General features: G+C 70.5%; 22 protein-coding genes. 10 read left to right on the top strand and 12 right to left on the bottom strand.

What is annotated here, in order from left to right; translation table 11 throughout:
• Positions 1–72 precede the first annotated feature (72 nt).
• Positions 73–549 (top strand): hypothetical protein, encoded by a 477-nt coding sequence (locus tag ACIRR9_RS04055; protein WP_365340565.1) that lies wholly within the window; start codon positions 73–75, stop codon positions 547–549.
• Positions 550–570: 21 nt separating this feature from the next.
• Here ACIRR9_RS04055 and ACIRR9_RS04050 read toward each other — a convergent pair whose 3' ends face one another.
• The 3 genes from ACIRR9_RS04050 to aspS form a co-directional block, all read right to left on the bottom strand.
• Complete coding sequence (locus ACIRR9_RS04050; protein ID WP_403747281.1) at positions 571–1,548, bottom strand: dioxygenase; 978 nt, start codon at positions 1,546–1,548, stop codon at positions 571–573.
• Between the two features lie 173 nt (positions 1,549–1,721).
• Positions 1,722–2,675, bottom strand: coding sequence for an intradiol ring-cleavage dioxygenase (locus tag ACIRR9_RS04045; RefSeq protein WP_403747280.1), 954 nt, complete (start codon positions 2,673–2,675; stop codon positions 1,722–1,724).
• A gap of 139 nt (positions 2,676–2,814) precedes the next feature.
• The gene (gene aspS, locus ACIRR9_RS04040) at positions 2,815–4,578 is read right to left on the bottom strand and encodes an aspartate--tRNA ligase (RefSeq protein WP_365340571.1); all 1,764 of its coding nucleotides are present in this window, start codon (positions 4,576–4,578) and stop codon (positions 2,815–2,817) included.
• 157 nt (positions 4,579–4,735) lie between these two features.
• Here aspS and ACIRR9_RS04035 point away from each other — a divergent pair, with 157 nt between their 5' ends.
• Positions 4,736–6,895 carry a SpoIIE family protein phosphatase gene (locus ACIRR9_RS04035; RefSeq protein WP_403747277.1) on the top strand — a complete coding sequence of 720 codons (2,160 nt, stop codon included), beginning with the start codon at positions 4,736–4,738 and terminating at the stop codon, positions 6,893–6,895.
• Here ACIRR9_RS04035 and ACIRR9_RS04030 read toward each other — a convergent pair.
• From ACIRR9_RS04030 to ACIRR9_RS04015, 4 genes are all read right to left on the bottom strand, one after another.
• On the bottom strand, positions 6,892–7,923 hold the full coding sequence (locus ACIRR9_RS04030) for an AI-2E family transporter (protein WP_403747274.1): 1,032 nt from the start codon (positions 7,921–7,923) through the stop codon (positions 6,892–6,894). The two genes, ACIRR9_RS04035 and ACIRR9_RS04030, sit on opposite strands and share 4 nt — an antisense overlap.
• Positions 7,924–8,154: 231 nt before the next feature.
• Complete coding sequence (locus ACIRR9_RS04025; RefSeq protein WP_403747272.1) at positions 8,155–9,132, bottom strand: pirin family protein; 978 nt, start codon at positions 9,130–9,132, stop codon at positions 8,155–8,157.
• Between the two features lie 54 nt (positions 9,133–9,186).
• Positions 9,187–9,609, bottom strand: coding sequence for a hypothetical protein (locus ACIRR9_RS04020; protein WP_403747269.1), 423 nt, complete (start codon positions 9,607–9,609; stop codon positions 9,187–9,189).
• Positions 9,610–9,662: 53 nt separating this feature from the next.
• Positions 9,663–10,145, bottom strand: a complete 483-nt coding sequence (locus ACIRR9_RS04015; protein ID WP_365340581.1) for an SseB family protein — start codon at positions 10,143–10,145, stop codon at positions 9,663–9,665.
• A 176-nt stretch (positions 10,146–10,321) separates the two neighbouring features.
• On the opposite strand from ACIRR9_RS04015, the gene ACIRR9_RS04010 reads away from it, so the two are divergent.
• The 4 genes from ACIRR9_RS04010 (at position 10,322) to ACIRR9_RS03995 (ending at position 14,109) form a co-directional block, all read left to right on the top strand.
• Positions 10,322–12,148 (top strand): acyl-CoA dehydrogenase, encoded by a 1,827-nt coding sequence (locus ACIRR9_RS04010; protein ID WP_403747265.1) that lies wholly within the window; start codon positions 10,322–10,324, stop codon positions 12,146–12,148.
• A gap of 92 nt (positions 12,149–12,240) precedes the next feature.
• A complete protein-coding gene (locus ACIRR9_RS04005) occupies positions 12,241–13,545 on the top strand; it encodes a M18 family aminopeptidase (RefSeq protein WP_403747264.1) in 1,305 nt (434 codons plus the stop codon).
• An 86-nt stretch (positions 13,546–13,631) separates the two neighbouring features.
• Positions 13,632–13,877 (top strand): DUF6458 family protein, encoded by a 246-nt coding sequence (locus ACIRR9_RS04000; RefSeq protein WP_403747263.1) that lies wholly within the window; start codon positions 13,632–13,634, stop codon positions 13,875–13,877.
• Positions 13,878–13,962: 85 nt separating this feature from the next.
• A complete protein-coding gene (locus tag ACIRR9_RS03995; RefSeq protein WP_403747261.1) occupies positions 13,963–14,109 on the top strand; it encodes a hypothetical protein in 147 nt (48 codons plus the stop codon).
• A gap of 99 nt (positions 14,110–14,208) precedes the next feature.
• Here ACIRR9_RS03995 and ACIRR9_RS03990 read toward each other — a convergent pair whose 3' ends face one another.
• Together ACIRR9_RS03990 and ACIRR9_RS03985 are read right to left on the bottom strand one after the other, a co-directional pair.
• Entirely contained in the window at positions 14,209–16,044 is a 1,836-nt protein-coding gene (locus tag ACIRR9_RS03990; protein WP_403747258.1) for a thioredoxin-like domain-containing protein, read from the bottom strand.
• 65 nt (positions 16,045–16,109) lie between these two features.
• Positions 16,110–16,502: a cupin domain-containing protein gene (locus ACIRR9_RS03985; RefSeq protein WP_403747257.1), complete on the bottom strand. Its 393-nt coding sequence runs from the start codon at positions 16,500–16,502 to the stop codon at positions 16,110–16,112.
• A 53-nt stretch (positions 16,503–16,555) separates the two neighbouring features.
• On the opposite strand from ACIRR9_RS03985, the gene ACIRR9_RS03980 reads away from it, so the two are divergent.
• Both ACIRR9_RS03980 and ACIRR9_RS03975 read left to right on the top strand, forming a co-directional pair.
• Positions 16,556–17,563, top strand: a complete 1,008-nt coding sequence (locus ACIRR9_RS03980) for a GlxA family transcriptional regulator (protein WP_403747255.1) — start codon at positions 16,556–16,558, stop codon at positions 17,561–17,563.
• Positions 17,560–18,054, top strand: coding sequence for an LURP-one-related/scramblase family protein (locus ACIRR9_RS03975; RefSeq protein ID WP_123975650.1), 495 nt, complete (start codon positions 17,560–17,562; stop codon positions 18,052–18,054). Before ACIRR9_RS03980 ends, ACIRR9_RS03975 begins: the two co-directional genes overlap by 4 nt.
• Here ACIRR9_RS03975 and ACIRR9_RS03970 read toward each other — a convergent pair.
• Entirely contained in the window at positions 18,051–18,848 is a 798-nt protein-coding gene (locus ACIRR9_RS03970; protein WP_403747251.1) for a carbon-nitrogen family hydrolase, read from the bottom strand. The genes ACIRR9_RS03975 and ACIRR9_RS03970 overlap by 4 nt on opposite strands.
• 182 nt (positions 18,849–19,030) lie before the next feature.
• Here ACIRR9_RS03970 and ACIRR9_RS03965 point away from each other — a divergent pair, with 182 nt between their 5' ends.
• A complete protein-coding gene (locus ACIRR9_RS03965) occupies positions 19,031–19,855 on the top strand; it encodes a maleylpyruvate isomerase family mycothiol-dependent enzyme (protein WP_403747249.1) in 825 nt (274 codons plus the stop codon).
• A gap of 74 nt (positions 19,856–19,929) precedes the next feature.
• Complete coding sequence (locus ACIRR9_RS03960) at positions 19,930–20,694, top strand: SAM-dependent methyltransferase (protein WP_403747248.1); 765 nt, start codon at positions 19,930–19,932, stop codon at positions 20,692–20,694.
• Positions 20,695–21,015: 321 nt separating this feature from the next.
• Here the strand turns inward: ACIRR9_RS03960 and ACIRR9_RS03955 are convergent, their stop codons facing one another.
• Positions 21,016–22,317, bottom strand: coding sequence for a nitrate/nitrite transporter (locus ACIRR9_RS03955; RefSeq protein WP_403747246.1), 1,302 nt, complete (start codon positions 22,315–22,317; stop codon positions 21,016–21,018).
• On the bottom strand, positions 22,314–22,964 hold the full coding sequence (locus ACIRR9_RS03950; protein WP_365340601.1) for a GntR family transcriptional regulator: 651 nt from the start codon (positions 22,962–22,964) through the stop codon (positions 22,314–22,316). Before ACIRR9_RS03950 ends, ACIRR9_RS03955 begins: the two co-directional genes overlap by 4 nt.
• Positions 22,965–23,084 lie beyond the last annotated feature (120 nt).

The raw sequence follows: 23,084 nt of genomic DNA, 5'->3' as shown, positions 1-23,084 counted from the left end.
GGCCGGACGGACCGGCGGGCACCGGCCCACCCCAATACCCGCATGTCCACAACACATCCGTATGGTTTCGCCATGGCACCCCCTGAGCTCATCCCGATCGCCTACGAGCCGCACGGCCGTACCGAGGCGATCGGCCGTTACGCCGACGGACAGTTCCTGGCGTCGGTCACCTACGCGTTCCCCGAGGGGTTCCGGCTCGACGAGGGCTGGGAGGAGCAGAAACGGCTCTACTCGGTGGTCCATCTCTTCGACGCCGAGGGCCGCTACCGGGACTCGCAGATCTGGTGTGCGGGCAGCTGGGCCGAACAGCAGCGGGACCCGGACGGCACCGGCTCGGTGCTGTCCCGGGCCCGCGCCCACCTCGCGACCATGCTGCGCAGCCTGCCGAGGCGGACCTACACGGACATCGCGATACGCCCGTTCCAGCTCACCGTCGACGGTGTGTTCTTCGGCCTGGTCGCCAAGGAGGACGACGACGGCCCGTGGGCCGAGCTCTACCCGGACCACCTGGGCTTCGGCGAGCCGTGGGACGGCCGGTACGACACCTGACGCACCGGCCGTCCCACGGGTTCAGCTCGCCGAGGCGGACGGCGACGCCGAGGCCGAGGCCGAGGGGGCCGGGCCGCTGTCCTCGCCGTCGTTGGTGGCGTCGGAGTCCACGGTCATGGTGATCGAGCCCAGGACGCCCTTGGCGATGTCGTCCTTGCGGTAGCGGAGCTTCAGCAGGCCGCCCTGGGTGCCGGACTGGTCGTAGATCGTGTCCTCGGTGAGCGTGGTGCGGGTGGTGGTGTTGGTGACGTACGGGTCGAGGGTCGTCGTCGCGATGACCGACTCCTCGTCGAAGAAGAACTGGCCGGTGTGGCAGGTGTGCCCGCCCTCGTAACCGGCGTCCGTCCACTCGCCGTCCACGTGCACCTTGACGTGGACGTGCACGCAGCGGCCCCGGTACCAGCCCGGGAAGATCGTCTTGAAGGTGACATGGCCGTGCCGGTCGGTGCGCCAGGTGCCGCGCAGGTAGCGCTTGTCGTCGGTGGGGTCCTGGTGGCCGCCGCCACCGCCGCCGGGCGGGGGTCCGGTCGGGGTGTCGGTGGGCGTGCCGGTCGGGGAACCCGTCGGCGCGGGACCGCCGCCGCCACCGCCGCCGCTGGCCGCCTCGTAGCCCGAGTAGTAGCCGATCGCGTCGCAGTGCCAGATGTCCACCGCCGCGTTGCGCACCGGGCGGCAGGTCTCGGTGTCGATCACCCGCAGGGCGAGGGTCAGCGGGATGCCCTCCTTGTCCTCGGTGATGTCCTGACGGATCTTGTCCGCGTCGATGTAGTAGGGACCCTCGGTGGTCTCCGAGGTGAGCTGGTAGCAGTCCTCGGGCGGCGCAGGCCGATGCCCGTGCTGCGGGCCGTCCCCGGGCGTGTTTCTCTCCCCTGCGGCCGCGTTCGCCGCGAACGCCCCGACCAGACCCACCGCCGCGACCGCGCCCGCGCCCACGGTGACGACCTTGCGCCGGGTCGGGTCGTCGAGACGCCTCTCGCTGAGCTTTTCGTTGTCTGTCATGCGGCTGGAAGGTAGGTATGAAAGCTGGGAGCGAGCTGAGAAAAAGGCACTCTTTTTCCAGCACGGGGGATTAGGGCCGGAAACCATCACCGGAGACACCGGACATCTCTCCGAAAAACAACGGAAAAGGCGCCGTAAGCGAGTACGACGCCTTTTCGGGAGCGCGGGGTGAATCAGCTGGACGTGGCCGAGGCCGACGCGCCCGGCTGGACCGAGTCGTCCGTGCCGTCGTGCGTCGCGTCGGGCTCGACGCCGACCGTGAGGGACGCGCGGACCCCCTTCGCGATGTCCTTCTTGTGGTACTCCAGCTTGAGGAGACCGCCCTGGGTGCCGGACTGGTCGTAGATCGTGTCCTCGGTGAGCGTGGTGCGCTCGGTGGTGCTGGTGGAGTACGGCGCGACGGCGGCCGAGGCGATGACCGCTTCCTCGGCGAAGAAGAACTGGCCGGTGTGGCAGGTGTGCCCGCCCTCGTAACCGGCGTCGGTCCACTTGCCGTCCACGTGCACCTTGACGTGGATGTGCACGCAGCGGCCCCGGTACCAGCCCGGGAAGATCGTCTTGAAGCTCACCCGGCCGTGTTTGTCGGTCTTCCAGGTGCCGCGCAGGTAGCGGGTGTCGCTGGTGGGCTCCTCGTGCTGGCCGCCGCCGGTGCCGCCGGAGGGCGCGCCGGACGGGGGCTCACCGGTGGGGGTGTCCGTCGGGGTGCCGGAGGGGGCGTCCGAGGGGGCGGAACCGCCGCCGCTGGACAGGCTCTCGTAGCCCGAGTAGATGCCGAGGGCGTCGCAGTGCCAGACGTCGACGGCGGCGTTGCGCACCGGCTTGCAGGTCTCCGAGTCGATCACGCGGAGGCTCAGGGTGAGCGGGATGCCCTCCTTGTCCTCGGTGATGTCCCGGCGGATCTTGTCCGCGTCGATGTAGTAGGGACCCTCGGTGGTCTCCGAGGTGAGCTTGTAGCAGGCCTCGGCGGAAGCCGACGCCGTGGCCGTCGTGGACGTCGACTCGTCCGCGAAGGCATTGGCGGCGAGCGCGCTGCCGACACCCGCGACCGCCACGGCCGCGCCGCCCGCCACCACGACCTTGCGTCGCGTCAGATCCCTTTTGTGTGCTGGTTTCTGTGTTCCCGTCATGATCGGGACGCTAGGTAAGAAGGCTGTCCGGGTGATGGGAACAACCTGTGATCAGCCAAGAAATCTGAAAGCGCGGGCCGGCACAGAGAAAGAGGGCCGGAAATCTACGGCGATTTCCGGCCCTCATCCATGTTCGGGATTACTTCGGCTGCGGCTTCCGGATGGTCAGGTGCAGCTCGCGCAGGCGGGTCTCCTCCAGCTCGGTCGGCGCGCCCATCATCAGGTCCTGGGCGTTGCCGTTGAGCGGGAAGGCGATGGTCTCGCGGATGTTGGGCTCGTCGGCGAGGAGCATCACGATGCGGTCCACGCCCGGGGCGATACCGCCGTGCGGCGGGGCGCCGAAGCGGAACGCGCGCAGCATGCCGGCGAACTTGTCCTCGACGGTCTCCCGGTCGTAGCCCGCGATCTCGAAGGCCTTGAGCATGATCTCGGGCTCGTGGTTCCGGATCGCGCCGGAGGACAGCTCGACGCCGTTGCAGACGATGTCGTACTGCCAGCCCAGGATGTCCAGCGGGTCCTGGGTCTCCAGGGCCTCCAGACCGCCCTGCGGCATGGAGAACGGGTTGTGCGAGAAGTCGATCGCGCCGGTGTCCTCGTCCTTCTCGTACATCGGGAAGTCGACGATCCAGCAGAACCGGAACACGCCCTCCTCGAAGTGCCCGGCGCGCTTGGCGGCCTCGACCCGGACCGCGCCCATGATCTTCGAGACCTCGCCGAACTCGCCCGCGCCGAAGAACACGGCGTGACCGGCGGCCAGCTGGAGGCGCTTGGTCAGCTCGGCGACGTTGTCCTCGGTGAGGAACTTGGCGATCGGGCCGGACAGCGAGCCGTCCTCGGCGACGCGGACCCAGGCCAGGCCCTTGGCGCCCTGCGAGACCGCGAAGTCACCGAGCTGGTCGAAGAACTTGCGGGGCTGCGCGGAGACGTCCGGGACCGGAAGGGCGCGCACGTGCTTGCCGGCGAAGGCCTTGAACTCCGAGCCCTCGAAGATGTCGGTGATGTCGACGAGCTCCAGCTGGGCGCGGAGGTCCGGCTTGTCGGAGCCGTACTTCAGCATCGCCTCGCGGAACGGGATCCGCGGGAACGGCGAGGTGACATGGCGGCCGCCGCCGAACTCCTCGAACAGCTCGGTCATCAGCTGCTCGATGGGCCGGAAGACGTCCTCCTGCTCGACGAAGCTCATCTCGACGTCGAGCTGGTAGAACTCGCCCGGCGAGCGGTCGGCGCGGGCGTCCTCGTCGCGGAAGCAGGGCGCGATCTGGAAGTAGCGGTCGAAGCCGGAGATCATCAGCAGCTGCTTGAACTGCTGCGGGGCCTGCGGCAGGGCGTAGAACTTGCCCGGGTTCAGCCGGGAGGGGACGACGAAGTCGCGGGCGCCCTCGGGGGAGGTCGCCGACAGGATCGGCGTCGCCATCTCGTTGAAGCCCAGCGCCGTCATCTTGTGGCGGATGGCCGAGATCACGGCCGTACGCAGCATGATGTTGCGGTGCATGCGCTCGCGGCGCAGGTCCAGGAAGCGGTACTCCAGACGCCGCTCCTCGTTCACCCCGTCCTCGGTGTTGATCGTGAACGGCAGCGGGGCGGCCGCGCCGAGCAGCTCGACCTCGCCGACCTCGACCTCGACCTCGCCGGTGGGCAGGTCGGGGTTGATGTTCTCGCCACCGCGGGAGACGACCTTGCCGTCGACCCGTACGGTCGACTCCTTGCTCACCTTGTCCAGGGCCTCGTAGGCGGGCGTACCCGGACGGGCCACGAGCTGGGTGATGCCGTAGTGATCGCGCAGATCGATGAAGAGGATGCCGCCCAGGTCGCGCCGATTGTGCAGCCAGCCACTCAGCCGGACGTCGGTGCCGACGTCAGAGGAGCGGAGCTCGCCGCAGGTGTGGGACCTGTACCGATGCATCGTGGTTCATCCAGCCTTCGCGGATCGGGGTGGGATTTCAGCCTGGTGTTTCACGTGAAACACCACCCAGCGTACCGGGCCCCTCAGGGCCGCCTCCCCCGATTACCCACTCGGTGATCGGTAGCATTTTCCGATCCGGTCTTCTTAAAGTGGGGCAATGCGAACTGGCGAGCCCCTGCCCGCCGTGGAGGACGTCCTCGCCGCCCTCGCGACCGGGCTGTGGCACTGGGACACCGCCACCGGGCTGGTCACCGCGGACGCGGAGGCGGCCCGGCTCATCGGGCTGCCACCCGAGCCGGGCATCCTCTCGGAGGCCCTGGTCAGGTCCCGTTTCCACCCCGTCGACTGGAACGAGAACACCAGCATCACCCGGCTGGCCGCCGTCGAGGGCACGCTCGGCGAGGTACGGCTGCGGGTCATGGACGAGCGGGGCCGGCTGATCCGGACCGTACGCAGCCGTTTCAGACCGGTGTACGACTCCGAGGAGCGCGTCTACCGGGTCACGGGCACCATCCAGGAGGTCACCGAGCCGTCCCCCGGCGCCGCCGCCCAGCATCCGGTCACCGGTGACTGGCGGCGCTCCCGCGAGGCGTTCCTGCTGGACGCCGGACGGGCGCTGGCGGAGGCACGGTCCACCGAGGAGGTGCTGCGGGTCGCGGCGGGCCTGTCGATGCCGGGGTTCTCCCCGGACGGGCTGGTCCTCTACGGCGCCAAGGGCGACCGGCTGACGATGCTCGGCCACCACGGCCAGCACATCGACGAGGACAGCCCCTTCACCAGCATGCCGCTGGAGACGGACTACCCGGCGGCGGAGGTGGTGCGGACCGGCCGGGCCGTCTATCTCTCCTCCCCCGAGCAGTACAAGTCCCGCTACCCGGTGACCTGGCCGCTGGCCGAGCGGTTCGGCCGCAAGTCCTGGGCCTTCCTGCCGCTGACGGTGGCCGGACGGACCATGGGCGCCTGGATGGCGGGCTTCGCCTATCAGGTGTCGTTCACCCCCGACGAACGCTCCGTGCTCACCACGGTGGCCCGGATGCTGGCGCAGGCCCTGTCCCGGGCCGGGATCGCCGACTCGGAGCGGGAGCTGACGGACGGTCTCCAGCGCTCCATGCTGCCGACGCTGGGCCCCGAGATCCCCGGCATGGAGGTGGCCGCCCGCTACATACCGACCGGCGGCGGGCTCCAGGTGGGCGGCGACTGGTACGACATGATCCCGCTGCCCTCCGGCCGCTACGCCCTTGTCATCGGCGACGTCCAGGGCCATGACGTCCGCGCGGCCGGCCTGATGGGCCAGCTGCGGATCGCGCTGCGCGCCTATGCCTCCGAGGGCCACCGCCCGGACGCGGTGCTCTCCCGGGCCTCGCGCTTCCTGCACGGGATCACCTACGACGAAGAGATCGCCGACCCGCGCTTCGCGACCTGCCTGTACGTCGAGGCGGACCCGGTGACCGGGGTACTGGAGATCGCCCGCGCGGGGCATCTGGACCCGGCGATCCGGATCGCGGACGGCACGATGCTGCGACGGCCGACGGCGGGCGGGCTGCCGCTCGGCATCGACCCCGACGCCGACTATCCGACCACGCGGTTCGCCCTCGAACCCGGCGAGACCATGATGATGTGCACCGACGGTCTGATCGAGACCGGCGGCCACGACATCGAGAGCGGCTGGCGGCGGATCCGGGCGACCATGGAGGAGCACGACGGCGACCTGGAGAAACTGGCCGACGCGCTGGTCCAGGCCGTGCACGGACCCTCCTCGCACCACACCACCGGGCCGCTGGCCGACCGCCGCGAGGACGACATCGCGGTCCTGCTGCTGTCCCGGCCCGGCACCGGCCGCGGCGACGAGCCCTTCGCGGTACGGCCCCGGGTCCGCCGCACGCTCCTCTCGGTGGCCCAGGACGAGCCCGAGCGGGTCGCCGAGGCCCGCCAGCAACTGCGTGAGCTGCTGCACGACTGGGGCTCGCCGGACCAGCTCGACTCGGCGGTGCTGCTGGTCTCCGAGATGCTCACCAACGTGCTGGTCCATACCGACGTCGATGCGCTGCTGCTCGCCGAGGTCTCCGGACAGGCCCCCGAGCGCCGGCTCCGCGTCGAGGTCACCGACGCCGGCGACGACCTCCCGCACAAGCGCCGGCCCGGCGAGCTGGCCTCCTCCGGCCGTGGCCTGGTGCTGATCGAACTCCTCGCGGACGCGTGGGGCGTCGCCCCGCGCGGGGAGGGCAAGAGCATCTGGTTCGAGCTGTACGAGGGCAACGAGGGGAAGGAGGGGGAAGAGAGCGCGGAGGGGGAGGGACTCCTGGACGAAGGCGTCTAGGTGGTGGCGAAGCGGGCGCGCAGTTCGTGGACGACCCCGAAGGCGGCCGCGGTGAGCGGTACGGCCAGCAGCATGCCCAGGATCCCGGCGACGGAGGCCCCGGCCGTGATCGCCAGCATCACCACCGCCGGGTGCATCTGCACGGTGCGGCTCTGGATCATGGGCTGCAGCACATGCCCCTCCAGGACCTGCACGGCGAGGACGACACCGAGCGTCCACAGGGCGATGACGAAGCCGCGGTCGGCGAGGGCGACCAGCACGGCGACGGCGCCGGAGAGGAAGGCGCCGAGGTAGGGGATGTAGGCGCCGACGAAGACGAGCGCGCCGAGCCCGACGGCCCCCGGCACCCGGAGGATCAGCAGGCCGATGGTGATGCAGGTGGCGTCGATGAGGGCGATGACGGTGGTGCCGCGCATGAACCCCTCGATGCCCTCGAAGGCACGGCGGGCCATGGCCTCCAGCATGTCGGCGCTGCCGCCGGGTGCCACGGCCCGCAGGGTGTCGACGAAGAGGTGCGAGTCGCGCAGGAAGAAGAAGACGAGCAGCAGCGCGAGCACGGCCATGGCGATGGACTCGCCGACCACGCTCACGCCGCTGATGACGTTGGAGGCCGCCGTCCCGCCGAACTTGCTCAGCAGTTCCCTGGCGCTGCCCGCCAGGTCGCCGAGCGAGGTCCCGGCGGCCCCGAAGTGCTCGGCGACCGACTTCGCCGCGTCCTTCAGCGAGGCGACGATCTCGTCGCCGGTCTCCACGAGCGCGGCGACGACGACGTAGACGGCACCGCCGACGACCGCGACCACCGCGACACAGGTGAGGCCGGCGGCGAGGGACCGCTGCACCCCGGCCCGTACGAGCCACCGGTAGAGCGGCCCGAGCAGCGCGGTGCCGAGCAGTGCGAGCAGCACGGGTGTCACCGCGGTACGGAACTCCGAGCAGAGCCGGATCCCGACCCAGCCGACGCCGGAGGCCAGCAGCAGCACGGCACACCAGGCGGCGAACCGGCGCACGGACTCGGGCAACAGCGACACGGCACCAGCGGATCATGCGCGCCGACGCCTGTCCTGCCGTACACCTCCCGGCGGGTGAACCGGCGCTCCGGGCCCCGTACCAGGGGGCTCCGCCCCCTGGACCCCCCAGACCTCTGCCCGCCCACCACCCGACTCGGTCCGTCGAGAAGCGCGGTCGAAAAGCGCAGTCGAGGAGCAGGGAAGGAAAGAGGCCTGACGCGAATGCCGCGTCAGGCCTCTGTCGTTGTCCGGTTACGCCTGCGGGCCGCTCTCGGTCATTCCGTGCACCGCCGGGATCGTCCCCAGGCGGCCCTTCTGGAAGTCCTCGAAGGCCTGCATCAGCTCGTCCTTGGTGTTCATGACGAACGGGCCGTAGTGGGCCATCGGCTCACGGATCGGCTGTCCGCCGAGGAGCACGACCTCCAGGTCCGGCGTGTGCGAGTCCTGCTTCTCGTCCGCGCGGACGGTGAGGGAGGAGCCCGCGCCGAAGACCGCCGTCTGACCGAGCTGGATCGGGCGGCGCTCGGCGCCCACCGACCCCTTGCCGGCCATGACATACGCCAGGCCGTTGAAGTCCTCGCGCCACGGGAGCGTGATCTCCGCGCCCGGGGCGAGCGTGGCGTGGATCATCGTGATCGGCGTGTGGGTGATGCCGGGGCCGGCGTGGCCGTCCAGCTCGCCCGCGATGACGCGCAGCAGCGCACCGCCGTCGGGGGACGTCAGCAGCTGGACCTGGCCGCCGCGGATGTCCTGGTACCGCGGCGCCATCATCTTGTCCTTGGCCGGGAGGTTCACCCACAGCTGGAGGCCGTGGAAGAGACCGCCGGACACGACCAGCGACTCCGGCGGAGCCTCGATGTGCAGCAGGCCCGAGCCCGCCGTCATCCACTGGGTGTCGCCGTTGGTGATGGTGCCGCCACCGCCCTGGGAGTCCTGGTGGTCGAAGATGCCGTCGATGATGTAGGTGACGGTCTCGAAGCCACGGTGCGGGTGCCACGGCGTGCCCTTGGGCTCGCCCGGCGCGTACTCCACCTCACCCATCTGGTCCATCATGATGAACGGGTCGAGGTGGCGGTAGTTGATCCCCGCGAACGCCCGGCGCACCGGGAAGCCCTCACCCTCGAAACCGCTCGGCGCGGTCGTGACGGCGAGCACGGGCCGGGCCACGGCATCGACGGATGCGGCCACTCGGGGCAGGGTCAACGGGTTCTCGACGGTCACTGCAGGCATGTTGGCTCCTCCTTGTGCGCCCACTTTAGTTGAGCGTTGAACTTTCTGCCACCCCTAACGGAGCGCGGCCGGCGAACATTCCCGGATCGCCGTCAGGCGCGCAGGGCAGCCGGCGCGCTCGCCGCCCTGCCGAGGCCGACTCGGCTCCACGGACACCAGCGAGGCGCCGTCCGGGCGCGGCTCGGCGGCGTCCCGCACGGGCAGCGCACGACGCGGGGCCTCCGCGAACTCCCGTACGGCCGGGGCGCTTCGGGAGACGAGGGAGCGTCCGGGCGCGGCCGGACGCGGATCGTTGGAGGTCAGAAAGACGGCGAGCTCTCGCCCCGTGCGGCCGCGCACTTCCACGCGTTCGATCGCGGCCACGGGTATCCGGCGCCGTACCCCGCCCTGTTCCCGCAGCAGTACGCCGGACCGCAGCCGGGCAGCAGAACGCCGCCGGCCATGCAGGACCAGCGGCGATGAGTCGATCTCGGTCACGCGGGCACAGTAGGCGAGCCCGACGAGCGGAAGGGGATATTCAGGAGTAAGGCTCAGCCGTACATCCGGCGCATCGCGAACTCGACCATCTGCTCGACGGCCTTGGCGTCGAAGACCATCCGGTGCTCGCCCTCCATGTCGAGGACGAAGCCGTAGCCGGTCGGGAGGAGGTCGATGACCTCCGAGCCCGTGATCACGAAGTACTTGGACTCCTTGCCCGCGTACCGGCGCAGTTCCTTCAGCGAGGTGAACATCGGGATCACCGGCTGCTGGGTGTTGTGCAGGGCGAGGAAGCCGGGATTGTCACCGCGCGGGCAGTAGACCTTCGACGTGGCGAAGACCTGCTGGAAGTCCTCGGCGGTCACCTGACCGGTGGTGAAGGCCCGCACCGCGTCCGCGAGGGACGGCGGGGACGGCTCGGGGTAGAGCGGTGGCTGCTGGCCGTATCCGCCATGGCCGCCCGGCATCTGCTGCTGCGGCTGGGCGTACTGCTGCTGAGCAGCCCCACCGTCCATGGGCTGGCCGTATCCATACATGCGCGCAAGCCTACCGAGACACGCGGTGCACGCGAGAAGGTAGACCCATCTCACACTTCACCGGATGGGGGTTGCGTCTTATTACCGACGGGTAGCATCATCTGAGCTACTCGTTGGTATGTGAAAGCTTGCGCGAGGATTCAGTGCCTCGCCGATCCGGATACGGAGCCGTCACCATGGGGCACTACAAGTCCAACCTGCGCGACATCGAATTCAACCTGTTCGAAGTGCTCGGTCGCGACAAGCTGTACGGCACCGGTCCGTTCGGCGAGATGGACACCGACACCGCGAAGAGCGTCCTGGAGGAGCTGACCCGGCTCGCCGAGAACGAGCTCGCGGAGTCCTTCGCCGACGCCGACCGCAACCCGCCGGTCTTCGACCCGGAGACCAACACCGCGCCGGTCCCGGCGTCCTTCAAGAAGAGCTACAAGGCCTTCATGGACTCCGAGTACTGGCGCCTCGGCCTGCCCGAGGAGATCGGCGGCACGACCGCTCCCCCGTCGCTGATCTGGGCGTACGCGGAGCTGATCCTCGGCGCCAACCCGGCCGTGTGGATGTACTCCTCCGGCCCGGCGTTCGCCCGGATCCTCTTCGAGGAGGGCACCGAGGAGCAGAAGAAGTGGGCGCAGATCGCGGTGGACCGCACCTGGGGTTCGACCATGGTGCTCACCGAGCCCGACGCGGGCTCGGACGTGGGCGCCGGCCGTACCAAGGCGATCCAGCAGGAGGACGGCTCCTGGCACATCGAGGGTGTGAAGCGCTTCATCACCTCCGGTGAGCACGACATGGAGGAGAACATCCTCCACTACGTGCTGGCGCGCCCCGAGGGTGCCGGTGCCGGCACCAAGGGCCTCTCCCTCTTCCTCGTCCCGAAGTACCTGTTCGACGGCGAGTCCGGCGAACTGGGCGAGCGCAACGGCGTCTACGCGACCAACGTCGAGCACAAGATGGGCCTGAAGGCCTCCAACACCTGCGAGATGACCTTCGGCGACCGTCACCCGGCCAAGGGCTGGCTGATCGGTGACAAGCACGAGGGCATCCGCCAGATGTTCCGGATCATCGAGTTCGCCCGGATGATGGTCGGCACGAAGGCCATCTCGACGCTGTCGACCGGCTACCTCAACGCCCTGGAGTACGCCAAGGAGCGCGTCCAGGGTCCGGACCTCGCGAACTTCCTGGACAAGACCGCGCCCAAGGTCACCATCACCCACCACCCCGACGTGCGCCGCTCGCTGATCACGCAGAAGGCCTACGCCGAGGGCATGCGCGCCCTGGTCCTCTACACGGCCTCGGTCCAGGACGCGATCGCGGTCAAGGAGACGACCGGCGAGGACGCCTCCGCCGAGCACGCGCTCAACGACCTGCTCCTGCCGATCGTCAAGGGCTACGGCTCCGAGAAGGGCTACGAGCAGCTCGCCCAGTCGCTGCAGACCTTCGGCGGCTCCGGCTTCCTGCAGGAGTACCCGATCGAGCAGTACATCCGCGACGCCAAGATCGACACCCTGTACGAGGGCACCACCGCGATCCAGGGCCAGGACTTCTTCTTCCGGAAGATCGTCCGCAACCAGGGCGCGGCCCTGAACTCCCTCGCCGAGGACATCAAGAAGTTCCTCGCGCTCGGCACCGGCGGCGAGGACCTGGCGGGCGCCCGCGAGCACCTCGCGAAGGCGGCCGTCGAGCTGGAGGCGATCGTCGGCCTGATGCTGACCGACCTCGCGGCCACCGAGCAGGACGTCAAGAACATCTACAAGGTGGGCCTGAACACCTCCCGCCTGCTGCTCGCCTCCGGTGACGTGATCGTCGGCTACCTGCTGCTCAAGGGTGCCGCGATCGCCGCCGAGAAGCTCCAGACGGCGTCGAGCAAGGACAAGCCGTTCTACACCGGCAAGATCGCGGCGGCGAAGTTCTTCGCGGCCAACGTGCTGCCGGGTGTCACCCTGGCCCGCAAGGTCGCGGCCGACGTGGACCTCGACCTGATGGAGCTGGACGAGGCGGCTTTCTGACCGTCCCGGTCCACTGATCCTCTGATCCGCCGACGGAGGCCCGGTCCCCTTTCCAGGGGAGCGGGCCTCCGTACGTCGTTAAGGTGAGGCACATGAGCGCATCCGCACCCTCTCGCTTCGACCGCGGGCACACCGACGACCTGATGTCCTTCCTCGCGGCGAGCCCGACGCCGTACCACGCCGCGGCGAACGCCGGTGAACGGCTGGAGAAGGCCGGTTTCCGGCAGGTCGCCGAGACGGACGCCTGGGACGGTACGGCCGGCGGCAAGTACGTGCTGCGCGGCGGCGCGATCATCGCCTGGTACGTCCCGGAGGGCGCCGCGCCCCACACACCGTTCCGGATCGTCGGCGCGCACACCGACTCCCCGAACCTGCGGGTGAAGCCGCGGCCCGACACCGGGGGGCACGGCTTCCGCCAGGTGGCCGTGGAGATCTACGGCGGACCGCTGATGAACTCCTGGCTCGACCGGGACCTGGGCCTGGCCGGCCGGCTGAGCCTGCGGGACGGCACCACCCGCCTCGTCGACGTGCACCGGCCGCTGCTGCGCGTGCCCCAGCTCGCCATCCACCTGGACCGTGCGGTCAGCAGCGAGGGGCTCAAGCTCGACCAGCAGCGTCACCTCCAGCCCATCTGGGGCATCGGCGACGACGTCCGCGACGGCGACCTGATCGCCTTCCTGGAGCAGGAGTCGGGCCTGCCGGCCGGCTCGGTCACCGGCTGGGACCTGATGACCTACGCCGTCGAACCCCCGGCCTACCTGGGCCGCGACCAGGAGCTGCTGGCCGGGCCCCGGATGGACAACCTGCTGTCCGTGCACGCCGGCACGGCGGCACTGGCGGCCACGGCGGCGGGCGGCTCCGCGCTCCCCTGCATCCCGGTCCTCGCCGCCTTCGACCACGAGGAGACCGGCTCCCAGTCGGACACCGGCGCGGACGGACCGCTGCTCGGCAACGTGCTGGAGCGCTCGGTGCTGGCGCGCGGCGGATCGTACGAGGACCGGGCGCGGGCCTTCGCGGCCACCGTCTGTCTCTCCTCCGACACCGGCCACGCCGTCCACCCCAACTACGCGGAGCGGCACGACCCGACGCACCACCCCCGCGTCAACGGCGGACCGATCCTCAAGGTCAACGTCAACAACCGCTACGCGACGGACGGTTCGGGCCGCGCGGTCTTCGCCGCCGCCTGCGAGAAGGCCGGGGTCCCCTTCCAGACCTTCGTCTCCAACAACTCCATGCCCTGCGGCACCACGATCGGCCCGATCACCGCGGCCCGCCACGGGATCCGGACCGTCGACATCGGCGCGGCCATCCTCTCCATGCACAGCGCCCGCGAACTGTGCGGCGCCGACGACCCGTTCCTGCTGGCGAACGCGCTGGTGGCGTTCCTGGAAGGGTAGTTGCGCGGGGAGACGCACATGACCCGCCCGCCCTTGGGTACCCGGCGCGGACCGGAACCACCGGACCTGAAGGGGAGGCAACACTCATGGGGCTCGGCGGGTGCATCATCCTCATCGCCGTGGGGGCCATCCTCACGTTCGCGACCGACTGGCACATGCAGGGAGTCAACCTCGACGTCGTCGGCCTGATCCTGATGGCCGTCGGGATCATCGGCGTCGCCACGTTCAGCAGCATCGCCCGCCGCCGGCGGGTCATGGTGCCGCCGACGGCCGTCGTCGAGGAGGACCGGCACCGTCACCGTGACGGCTACACCGACCGGTATGGCATGTAACGGACACAACCGCACCCACAGGGCCATCACAGGCAACCGTGAACAATCCGTTACGGAATTCAACTACCGCGGTTGTAGGAGTTTCGTGATTGGCGCGGGCACGGCAGGCGCGGGCGGTGCGACCCTGGCCGCCACCGGGCTGTGGATCAACAGCATGGCGATGGTGGTGGCGGCCACGACGTTGGTGGCGGCCGGGGTGGCGGTGTGCAAGTTGGTTCCGCGACGGCGGTAACCGGTCGCGTTCCGACTGCGGGTGGGTGGGGGCTGGTCGCGCCCACGCGGCGGCAGCCGCAAATCGACACAGCCCCGCACCCCTTCCGGGGCGCTGAGGCTAGGCGTCTTGATCCATTCCGGCCAGGACCAGGGGCAGTCGGTCCGCCCCGCCCTCTGTCAGTCTCACCGGAACTCCCCAGTCCTGCTGATGCACATGGCAGGCCGGGTATTCGTTGGCCTCGTCGTCGTCGCAGCTCGCCGCCATCGCCGAGACGTGCAGGACGCCTTCCGCCACGGCCGGGTTCAGGTCCAGCTCTCTCGACAGGTCGGTGTCGGCGCCCTCGCCCTTGAGCAGCAGTTCCGGCGGGGTCGAGGAGACCAGCAGACGGGTCGAGGGGCCGTACCGGGTGTCCAGCTTCTGGCCCGCCGGGGCCTGGAAGATCACGTCCAGGCGGAGGCGGCCGGGGGCCACCTCGGTCGCCGCCCGCTGGGTGCGGTGGGCGACCGACTCCACCCGGACCGCACCCTCGGGCAGCCGCAGCCGGGTCAGGCGGTGACGGGCCGACTCGACCACCACGATGTCGTCGCCGACCAGCACCGCGTCGCTCGGTTCTCTGAGGTCCGTGGCCAGTGTGGTGACTTCCCCGGTCGCGGGGTCGTAGCGGCGCAGTGCGTGGTTGTAGGTGTCGGACACCGCCACCGAACCGTCGGGGAGGGCGGTCACGCCCAGCGGATGCTGGAACAGGGCCTGTTCGGCCGCGCCGTCACGATGCCCGAAGTCGAACAGCCCTGTCCCCACGGCGGTGTGGACATGTCCCTCCGGGTCGACCCAGCGCAGGGCGCTGGTCTCGGAGTCGGCGAGCCAGAGCCGGTCGGCGGTGGCCGCGAGCCCGGACGGCTGCGCGAACCACGCCTCGGCCGCCGGGCCGTCCACCAGCCCCTCGTTGGTGGTACCGGCGGCGACGGCGACCGTCCGGCGCTCCGGGTCGTACGCCCACAGCTGGTGCACGCCCGCCATCGCGATCCACACCCTGCCGCCGAAGACCGCCACGTCCCAGGGGGAGGACAGGTCGATCTCGCGGGCCGGGCCGGAGGTCGGGGAGCCCTGCCACCACTGGCGGCCGGTGCCGGCGAGCGTGGTGACCTCACCGGTGGCCGGGTCCAGGCGCCGTAGCGCGTGGTTGACGGTGTCGGCGACGACCACCGAGCCGTCGTCGAGAAGCGCCAGCCCCTGCGGCTCGCTGAAGGAGGCCTCGGCCGCCGGGCCGTCCGTGAAGCCGCGCGTCCCGGAACCGATCCGCCGCACGACCGTCTCCGCGTCCTGTGCAAGCTCCACCAACTGGTGCCGGGTGGTGTCGCTGACCAGGAAGTTCCCGGAGGGGAGCAGCAGCGCCTTGCCGGGGAAGCGCAGGGCGGTGGGCTCGGGCTCCGGCGGCACGTAAGGGCCGTCGCCGCGGCGCAGGGTACCCTTCGCCGCGTGCTCCGCCTCCAGCTCCTCGACCAGCCGGCCGATCGCGTGCGCGTGCCCCTCACCGGCGTGCTGCGCGACCACGTACCCCTCGGGGTCGATCACCACCAGCGTCGGCCAGGCCCGCACCGCGTACTGCTTCCAGGTGGCGAGCTCCGGGTCGTCGAGCACCGGGTGCTCCACGCCGTACCGCTCCACGGCGTCGACGACCGCCTGGTGCTCCGCCTCGTGCACGAACTTCGGCGAGTGCACCCCGATGATCACCACCGTGTCCCGGTGCCGCTCCTCCAGCTCGCGCAGCTCGTCCAGGACGTGCAGGCAGTTGATGCAACAAAATGTCCAGAAATCGAGGACCACGATGCGTCCTCGCAGGTCAGCGAGGGTGTACTGCTTGTCGCCCGTGTTCAGCCAGCCGCCCTTGCCGGTCAGCTCGGGGGCACGGACGCGGGCACGGCGCGGGGTGGGGGCCGGGGATGTCTCGCTCATGGATCAAGAGTGCCACTCGCCGCCGACAGGCGATCCCGCCTGTGGACAACTCGAATCGGCCCTGGTCAGGACAGTGTGTGCCCCGTCGTAACGTCCACGTGGTCCGGGATGTCGTCGTGGCGGTCGCCGACCGTGGACGTGCCGGTCGGTTCGAAGAGGAGGATCGATGCCCCGGCCGGGGCGACCGGCTTGTGCTCGGTACCTCGGGGAACGGTGAAGACGGAGCCCTTGGGAAGGACGACCGTGCGCTCGCCGGCCGCTTCCCGCAGGGCGATGCGCAGCTCGCCCTCCAGGACCAGGAAGAACTCGTCGGTGTGGTCGTGGACGTGCCAGAGGTGTTCGCCGTCGACCTTGGCGACGCGGACGTCGTAGTCGTTGACGGCGGTGACGATGCGGGGGCTCCACAGGTCGTCGAAGGAGGCGAGGGCATGGGCGAGGGAGACGGGTTCGCTGGTCATGACGATCATCCTGGGGCGTCGGCCGGCCTCCGCGTGAGTGCTAGAAATCGCATATGACGCAAGGATCCTCTCAAGCGAACGGGTCGACCCATCGTGTCGCCGTGATCGTCGACGCGGGCACCAATCCGTTCGAGGTCGGGGTCGCCACCGAGCTGTTCGGGCTGCCGCGGCCCGAGCTGGGACTGCCCGTGCCGCCGTACGAGGTGACGGTGTGCGCGCCCACGCGCGAGGTGCGCATGAACCACGGCTTCTTCACCCTCAGCGGGGTGGCGGGGCTGGCGGCCGTGGACGGGGCGGACACGGTCGTCGTACCGGGACGGCCCGACAACGTCGTACCGCGCGGCGCCGACGTCCTCGACGCCGTCCGGCGTGCACACGCTCGGGGAGTGCGGATCGTGAGTTTCTGCACCGGGACCTTCGCGCTCGCCGAGGCCGGGCTGCTGGACGGACGGCCGGCCACCACGCACTGGCGCTGGGCGGACGCCTTCCGGGAACTGCATCCCCGGGTGCTGCTCCGGCCGGACGTGCTCTTCGTCGACGACGGCGACCTGCTCACCGCCTCGGGCAGCGCGGCCGCGCTCGACCTGGGGCTGCACATCTGGCGGCAGGACCACGGCGCCGAGATCGCCAACGCGGTGTCCCGGCGGCTGGTGTTCGCCTCGCACCGCGACGGCGGGCAGCGGCAGTTCGTGGAGCGGCCGGTGCCCGAGGTGCCGGACGAGTCGCTCGGCCCGCTGCTGGCCTGGGCGCAGGAGCGGCTCGGACAGCCGCTGACCGTGGCCGACCTGGCCGCGCGGGCCGCCGTCTCCCCCGCCACCCTGCACCGCCGGTTCCGCGCCCAGCTGGGCACCACCCCGCTGGCCTGGCTGACGGGGGAACGGGTCGCTCTCGCCTGCCGTCTGATCGAGCGCGGGGAGGAACGGCTGGACGTGGTGGCGGCGCGCAGCGGGCTCGGTACGGCGGCCAATCTGCGCGCGCGGCTGCGGCGCGAGACGGGACTCAGCCCGTCGGGCTACCGCCGGCGTTTCGGGCCGGTGGCCCGGGAAGGGGTACAGGTATGAGATTCCTGGTACGCGACCGGCTCCTCGGCTTCGGCGAGGACTACTGGATCGAGGACGAGCACGGCGACAAGGTGTTCCTCGTCGACGGCAAGGCCATGCGGCTGCGGGACACGTTCGAGCTGAAGGACCGGCACGGGCGCGTGCTCGTCGACTTCCACCAGAAGATGTTCGCCCTGCGCGACACGATGGTGATCGAACGCGAGGGCGAGCCGCTGGCCACCATCAGGCGCAAGCGGCTCTCGCTGCTGCGCAACCACTACCGGGTGCGCCTGGCCGAGGGCACCGAACTGGACGTCAGCGGCAAGATCCTCGACCGCGAGTTCGCCGTCGAGTACGACGGCGAACTGCTCGCCGTGATCTCCCGGCGCTGGCTGCACGTACGGGAGACCTACGGCGTCGACATCGTGCGGAACGACGCGGACCCGGCACTGCTGATCGCGGTCGCGGTGTGCGTGATCCATCTCGCGGAGAAGGAGCGGGAGGAGGACTAGCGGTGGCTCGGGGGCTCCAGGCCCAGCAGGCGGTCCTTGAGGGCGGGGAACTGTTCGCGGGTCGTGGCGACCCTGGCAGGGTCGAAGTCGACGGTGAGGATCTCCTCGCCGGCGCCCGCCTCGGCCAGTACCTCGCCCCAGGGATCGACCACGATCGAGTGACCCGCCTGCGGAACTCCGGCGTGTGTCCCGGCCGTTCCACACGCGAGCACGAACGCCTGGTTCTCGACCGCCCGCGCCTGGGCCAGCAGCGTCCAGTGCGCGCGTCGCCGCTCGGGCCAGCCCGCCGAGAGCACCATCGTCTCGGCGCCGGCGTCGACGAGTCCGCGGAAGAGTTCGGGGAACCGGAGGTCGTAGCAGGTGGCCACGCCCAGCGTGGTCTCCGGGAGCCGGACGGTCACCAGTTCCCGCCCGGCGCCCATCAGCACCGCCTCGCCCTTGTCGAAGCCGAAGCGGTGGATCTTGCGATAGGCCGCGGCCAGCTCACCGGAGGGGGAGAAGACGAGAGACGTGTTGTAGAGGGGGCCGTCAAGGTCCCGCTCGGGGATCGAGCCGGCGTGCAGCCAGACGCCCGCGTCGCTCGCCGCCTTCGCCATCGCCTCGTACGTCGGGCCTTCGAGCGGCTCGGCCTCCGTGGCGAACTCCTGGTAGGCGAACGCACCCGTCGTCCACAGCTCGGGCAGTACGACAAGATCGGCACCAGCCTGCTCGCGTACCAGCGCGGTCACACGCCGCCGACGAGATTCGACCGATTCGCCCTCGTTTACATCGATCTGGATGAGCGAGGCGCGCACACTACCACCGTCCTGGCATTCGAGCCGTCCACACGGGCCTACGATCGTCACACGAAAGCACTGCCGGGGTGCCTCACAGCAGCGTAACTTAGCGTCTCAAGACACCCGCCGACAGCAGCCACCTCCCGCTGGCAGCGCCGCCACAACCTGCCCGAGTACCGACCGCCGAGGGGTCCCGTTCCGTGAGTCTGCATCCCACCCTCCAGCCCTACGCCGACGCCTGGACCCACTCCATCGAAGCGATATCCGAGCTGGTGACGCCTCTGGTCGAGGGCGAGTGGAACCGGCGGACGCCATGCCCGGGCTGGTCGGTGCGGGACGTGGTCTCCCATGTGATCGGCCTGGACTGCGAGATGCTCGGCGACCCGCGTCCCATCCACACCCTGCCGCGCGACCTCTTCCACATCACCAACGAGCACCAGCGCTACATGGAGATGCAGGTCGACGCCCGCCGCCACCACACGGCGCCCGAGATGACCTCCGAGCTGGAGTACACGGTCATCCGCCGCAACCGTCAGCTGCGCAACGAGTCGCGGGAGCCGGGGCACCTGGTGCGCGGGCCGATGGGCAAGGAGATCACCCTCGAAACGGCCATGCGCAACCGCGCGTTCGACGTGTGGGTGCACGAGCAGGACCTGCGGGCGGCACTCGGACGGCCCGGCAACCTCGACTCGCCGGGCGCGCAGGTCGCCCGGGACGTGCTGCTCGCCGACCTGCCCCGGGTGGTCGCCGAAGACGCGAACGCGCCGCGCAGTTCGGCCGTCATCTTCGATGTGCACGGGCCGGTGGAGTTCCTGCGCACCATCCGCATCGACATCCAGGGCCGCGGCACCCTGGAGGCGACCCCCGCCCTCGGCCCCGCCGCCATCTTCACCCTCGACTGGGAGACCTACGTCCGTCTGGCCTGCGGCCGTACGACCCCGGAGGCGGTCGCGGACCGGGTGAAGGCGGAGGGCGACCCGGAACTGACGGCGGCGATCCTGCGGAACTTCGCGGTCACGCAGTAACGGCGGCCGCCGAATCGATCGGTACCCGATTAATTCGGTGTCCCCCAGCGGCCGGGGGATCTACCTTGCCCGGCATGACAGCTGACACCGCGCCGCACACCGATCTCCCGCCCCGCCTCACCCGGCTGACCTTCCACGGCCCGCTCTCCGAGACCCGCGCGACGGGGATGGTGAGGCGCCTCGCCGCGACCCGTCCTGCCACGGTGCTCGACATCGGCTGCGGCTGGGGCGAGCTGATGCTCCGGCTGCTGGAGGCCGTACCGGGGGCGGGTGGGGTCGGAGTGGATCTGCGTACGGAGGATCTGGAGCGGGGGCGGCGGGGCGCCGAGGCGCGGGCGCTGGCCGACCGGGTGGAGTTCGCGGAGGAGTCGGCGGTGGGCACCGGGCGCGGCCCGGCCGACGTGGTGCTGTGCCTCGGGGCGAGCCAGGCGCTGAGCGACGACCTGGTGACCGCCCTGCGGGAGCTGCGGCGGCTGGTGGCCGACGGCGGGCGGGTCCTGCTGGGCGAGGGCTTCTGGCAGCGCACCCCGACGGAAGCCGAGCTCGCCCGGATGTGGCCGGGCGCGTCGGCCGACGACCACCACGACCTGGCGACCCTCACCGACCTCGCGGTGGCCGCCGGCTTCCGCCCGGAGTGGACCGAGACGGCGAGCCCGGACGAGTGGGAGGAGTTCGAGTCGGCGTACCAGGCGGACACGGAGGTATGGCTGGCGGCCAACCCCGACCACCCCCTGGCAGCAGAAACCCGCGACCGCCTCGACACCCACCGCACGGCCTGGCTGACCTACCGCGGCGTCCTGGGCCTCGCCTACCTGACCCTCGTCCCGACAACCGGATGACCACACCCCTCGTCCCGACGACGCGGTCGCCGCCCCACTCCCACCGACGCCCGCCGGGTCACCGCACCGACGCCCGCCGGGTCACCGCACCGGCAGCCGCCGGGTCACCGCACCAGCGACTGCCGGGTCACCGCTCCGGTGGCCCCGGGCACCGCACCAGCGAGTGACCATTCATCGCCCGGAGCGGCCGCACAATCGCCGCGCACCAGCAGCCGCCCGATCGCGTCGCACGCGCGGAAAGCCGCCGACGGCGATCGCCCCGGCGGGTCGCCCAGCCTCTCTGCCCACTTGAACGGGCGGTGCGCGGGTGGGAGAAGGAATTCACGCAGGCACGTGCACCGTCTCCACCCGGCTCGCCACCAACCGCTCCCGCTCCCGCCGAGCCGCCCGCCCCCGCAACCGCAGGATCTGACTCACCCCCAGCGCCTGCAGCACAAACACACACGAGAACGCCACCGAGTAGTTGTCATCGGTCGCATCCAGCAGCACACCCACCACGAACAACGTCGTCATCGAGGCCACGAAACCACCCATGTTGGTGATTCCCGACGCGGTCCCCTGCCGCTCCGGCGGATTCGCGGGGCGCGCGAAGTCGAAGCCGAGCATCGACGCCGGCCCACACGCCCCCAGCACCGCACACAACACCACCAGCAGCCACATGGGCGCATGCTCGGCCGGATAGACCAGCGTCGCCGCCCAGACCACGGCGGTCGCGGCGACCGTGCCCAGCGCCAGCGGCAGCCGCGCCGTGTGGTGCCGGGCGACGATCTGGCCGTAGACCAGCCCGATCAGCATGTTGGAGAGGACGACCAGGGTCAGCAGTTCACCGGCCGTGGCGCGGGACAACCCCTGCGCCTGGACCAGGAACGGCAGCCCCCACAGCAGCAGGAACACCATCGCCGGGAACTGGGTGGTGAAGTGCACCCACAGGCCGAGCCGTGTCCCGGGCTCCCGCCAGGACGCGACGATCTGCCTGCGCACGTACGCCGCACCCTGGTGCGGGAAGGACTCCGGCTCGTACCCCTCGGGATGGTCCTTCAGGAACGAGAACACGAGGACCAGTACGACCACGCCGGCCAGCGCGCTGCCCGCGAACGCCGGGGTCCAGCCGACGCCGTGCAGCAGCCGGGCCAGGACCAGCGTGGAGACGAGGTTGCCCGCCATGCCGACCAGACCGGCGAGCTGGGCTATCAGCGGCCCGCGCCGCACCGGGAACCAGCGGGTGCCGAGCCGCAGCACGCTGATGAACGTCATCGCGTCGCCGCAGCCGAGCAGCGCGCGGGAGGCGAGCGCGGTGCCGTACGAGGGGGAGAAGGCGAAGCCCAGCTGCCCGGCGGTGAACAGCAGCGCGCCGATGCTCAGCACCTTCTTCGTGCCGAGCCGGTCGACCAGCAGGCCGACGGGTATCTGCATGCCTGCGTAGACCAGCAGCTGGAGGATGGAGAAGGTGGACAGGGCCGAGGCGCCGACATGGAAGCGGTCGGCCGCGTCGAGGCCGGCGACACCCAGGGACGTACGGAAGATGACGGCGACGAAGTAGACCGAGACGCCTGTGCACCACACCGCGACGGCCCGTCGGCCGCCCGGAGGATCACCGGGCAGGCTGGTGGCGGCGCGGTTCATCGGACCTCACCCCGCGCCAAGTGCGAGAACCAGTCGACGTGCCGGTGCACCAGTTGGACCGCGCGCTCGGCGTCCCCGGCGCGCAGCGCGTCCAGGATCTCCTCGTGCTCGGTCAGCGACTTGGCGATGCGGTCGGGGTGCGCGTGCATGATCGCGACGCCCATCCGCAGCTGGCGGTCGCGCAGTTGGTCGTAGAGACGGGAGAGGATCGCGTTGCCGCCGTCGCGGACGATCTCGGCGTGGAAGCAGCGGTCCGTGACGGCCGCGGCGGCCAGGTCACCGGCGGCGGCCTCGGCCTTCTGCCGGGTGAGCAGTTCCTCGAGCCGGGCCACGAGCGCCGGCGACGGGGGCACGGCCTTGCGTACCGCGTGCTCCTCGACCAGCATCCGGGTCTCCACCACGTCCGCGATCTCCTGCGCGGAGACGGGCAGCACCATGGCGCCCTTCTTGGGGTAGAGCTTGATCAGGCCCTCGACCTCCAGGCGCAGCAGCGCCTCGCGCACGGGGGTGCGGGAGACCCCCACAGCCTCGGCCAGCTCGCCCTCGGTGAGAAGCGTGCCGCCCTCGTAACGACGGTCCAGGACGCCTTGTTTGACATGGGAGTAGACACGGTCGGCGGCGGGGGGCTGCTTGACGGCCAGGCTCATGACCACAGCTTAGATACAACACGTACGCAAGAGACTTCGGCGTCCACCATGCGGACGTGACGTAGATCGCACCCAGCAACCGCACAACCATCTGTGCTACTTACGTGTCACACACGTGCG

Origin of the sequence: Streptomyces sp. NPDC101234, assembly GCF_044767525.1 — a bacterium.
Taxonomy (GTDB): domain Bacteria; phylum Actinomycetota; class Actinomycetes; order Streptomycetales; family Streptomycetaceae; genus Streptomyces; species Streptomyces sasae.
This window is presented reverse-complemented; position numbering and strand designations above follow the sequence as displayed.

Excerpts from the sequence above, each read along its gene's own strand:
- ACIRR9_RS04055 (WP_365340565.1), top strand. The coding sequence starts at position 73 with ATGGCACCCCCTGAGCTCATCCCGATCGCCTACGAGCCGCACGGCCGT.
- ACIRR9_RS04050 (WP_403747281.1), bottom strand. The coding sequence starts at position 1,548 with ATGACAGACAACGAAAAGCTCAGCGAGAGGCGTCTCGACGACCCGACC.
- ACIRR9_RS04045 (WP_403747280.1), bottom strand. The coding sequence starts at position 2,675 with ATGACGGGAACACAGAAACCAGCACACAAAAGGGATCTGACGCGACGC.
- aspS (WP_365340571.1), bottom strand. The coding sequence starts at position 4,578 with ATGCATCGGTACAGGTCCCACACCTGCGGCGAGCTCCGCTCCTCTGAC.
- ACIRR9_RS04035 (WP_403747277.1), top strand. The coding sequence starts at position 4,736 with ATGCGAACTGGCGAGCCCCTGCCCGCCGTGGAGGACGTCCTCGCCGCC.
- ACIRR9_RS04025 (WP_403747272.1), bottom strand. The coding sequence starts at position 9,132 with ATGCCTGCAGTGACCGTCGAGAACCCGTTGACCCTGCCCCGAGTGGCC.
- ACIRR9_RS04015 (WP_365340581.1), bottom strand. The coding sequence starts at position 10,145 with ATGTATGGATACGGCCAGCCCATGGACGGTGGGGCTGCTCAGCAGCAG.
- ACIRR9_RS04010 (WP_403747265.1), top strand. The coding sequence starts at position 10,322 with ATGGGGCACTACAAGTCCAACCTGCGCGACATCGAATTCAACCTGTTC.
- ACIRR9_RS04005 (WP_403747264.1), top strand. The coding sequence starts at position 12,241 with ATGAGCGCATCCGCACCCTCTCGCTTCGACCGCGGGCACACCGACGAC.
- ACIRR9_RS04000 (WP_403747263.1), top strand. The coding sequence starts at position 13,632 with ATGGGGCTCGGCGGGTGCATCATCCTCATCGCCGTGGGGGCCATCCTC.
- ACIRR9_RS03990 (WP_403747258.1), bottom strand. The coding sequence starts at position 16,044 with ATGAGCGAGACATCCCCGGCCCCCACCCCGCGCCGTGCCCGCGTCCGT.
- ACIRR9_RS03985 (WP_403747257.1), bottom strand. The coding sequence starts at position 16,502 with ATGACCAGCGAACCCGTCTCCCTCGCCCATGCCCTCGCCTCCTTCGAC.
- ACIRR9_RS03980 (WP_403747255.1), top strand. The coding sequence starts at position 16,556 with ATGACGCAAGGATCCTCTCAAGCGAACGGGTCGACCCATCGTGTCGCC.
- ACIRR9_RS03975 (WP_123975650.1), top strand. The coding sequence starts at position 17,560 with ATGAGATTCCTGGTACGCGACCGGCTCCTCGGCTTCGGCGAGGACTAC.
- ACIRR9_RS03960 (WP_403747248.1), top strand. The coding sequence starts at position 19,930 with ATGACAGCTGACACCGCGCCGCACACCGATCTCCCGCCCCGCCTCACC.
- ACIRR9_RS03955 (WP_403747246.1), bottom strand. The coding sequence starts at position 22,317 with ATGAACCGCGCCGCCACCAGCCTGCCCGGTGATCCTCCGGGCGGCCGA.
- ACIRR9_RS03950 (WP_365340601.1), bottom strand. The coding sequence starts at position 22,964 with ATGAGCCTGGCCGTCAAGCAGCCCCCCGCCGCCGACCGTGTCTACTCC.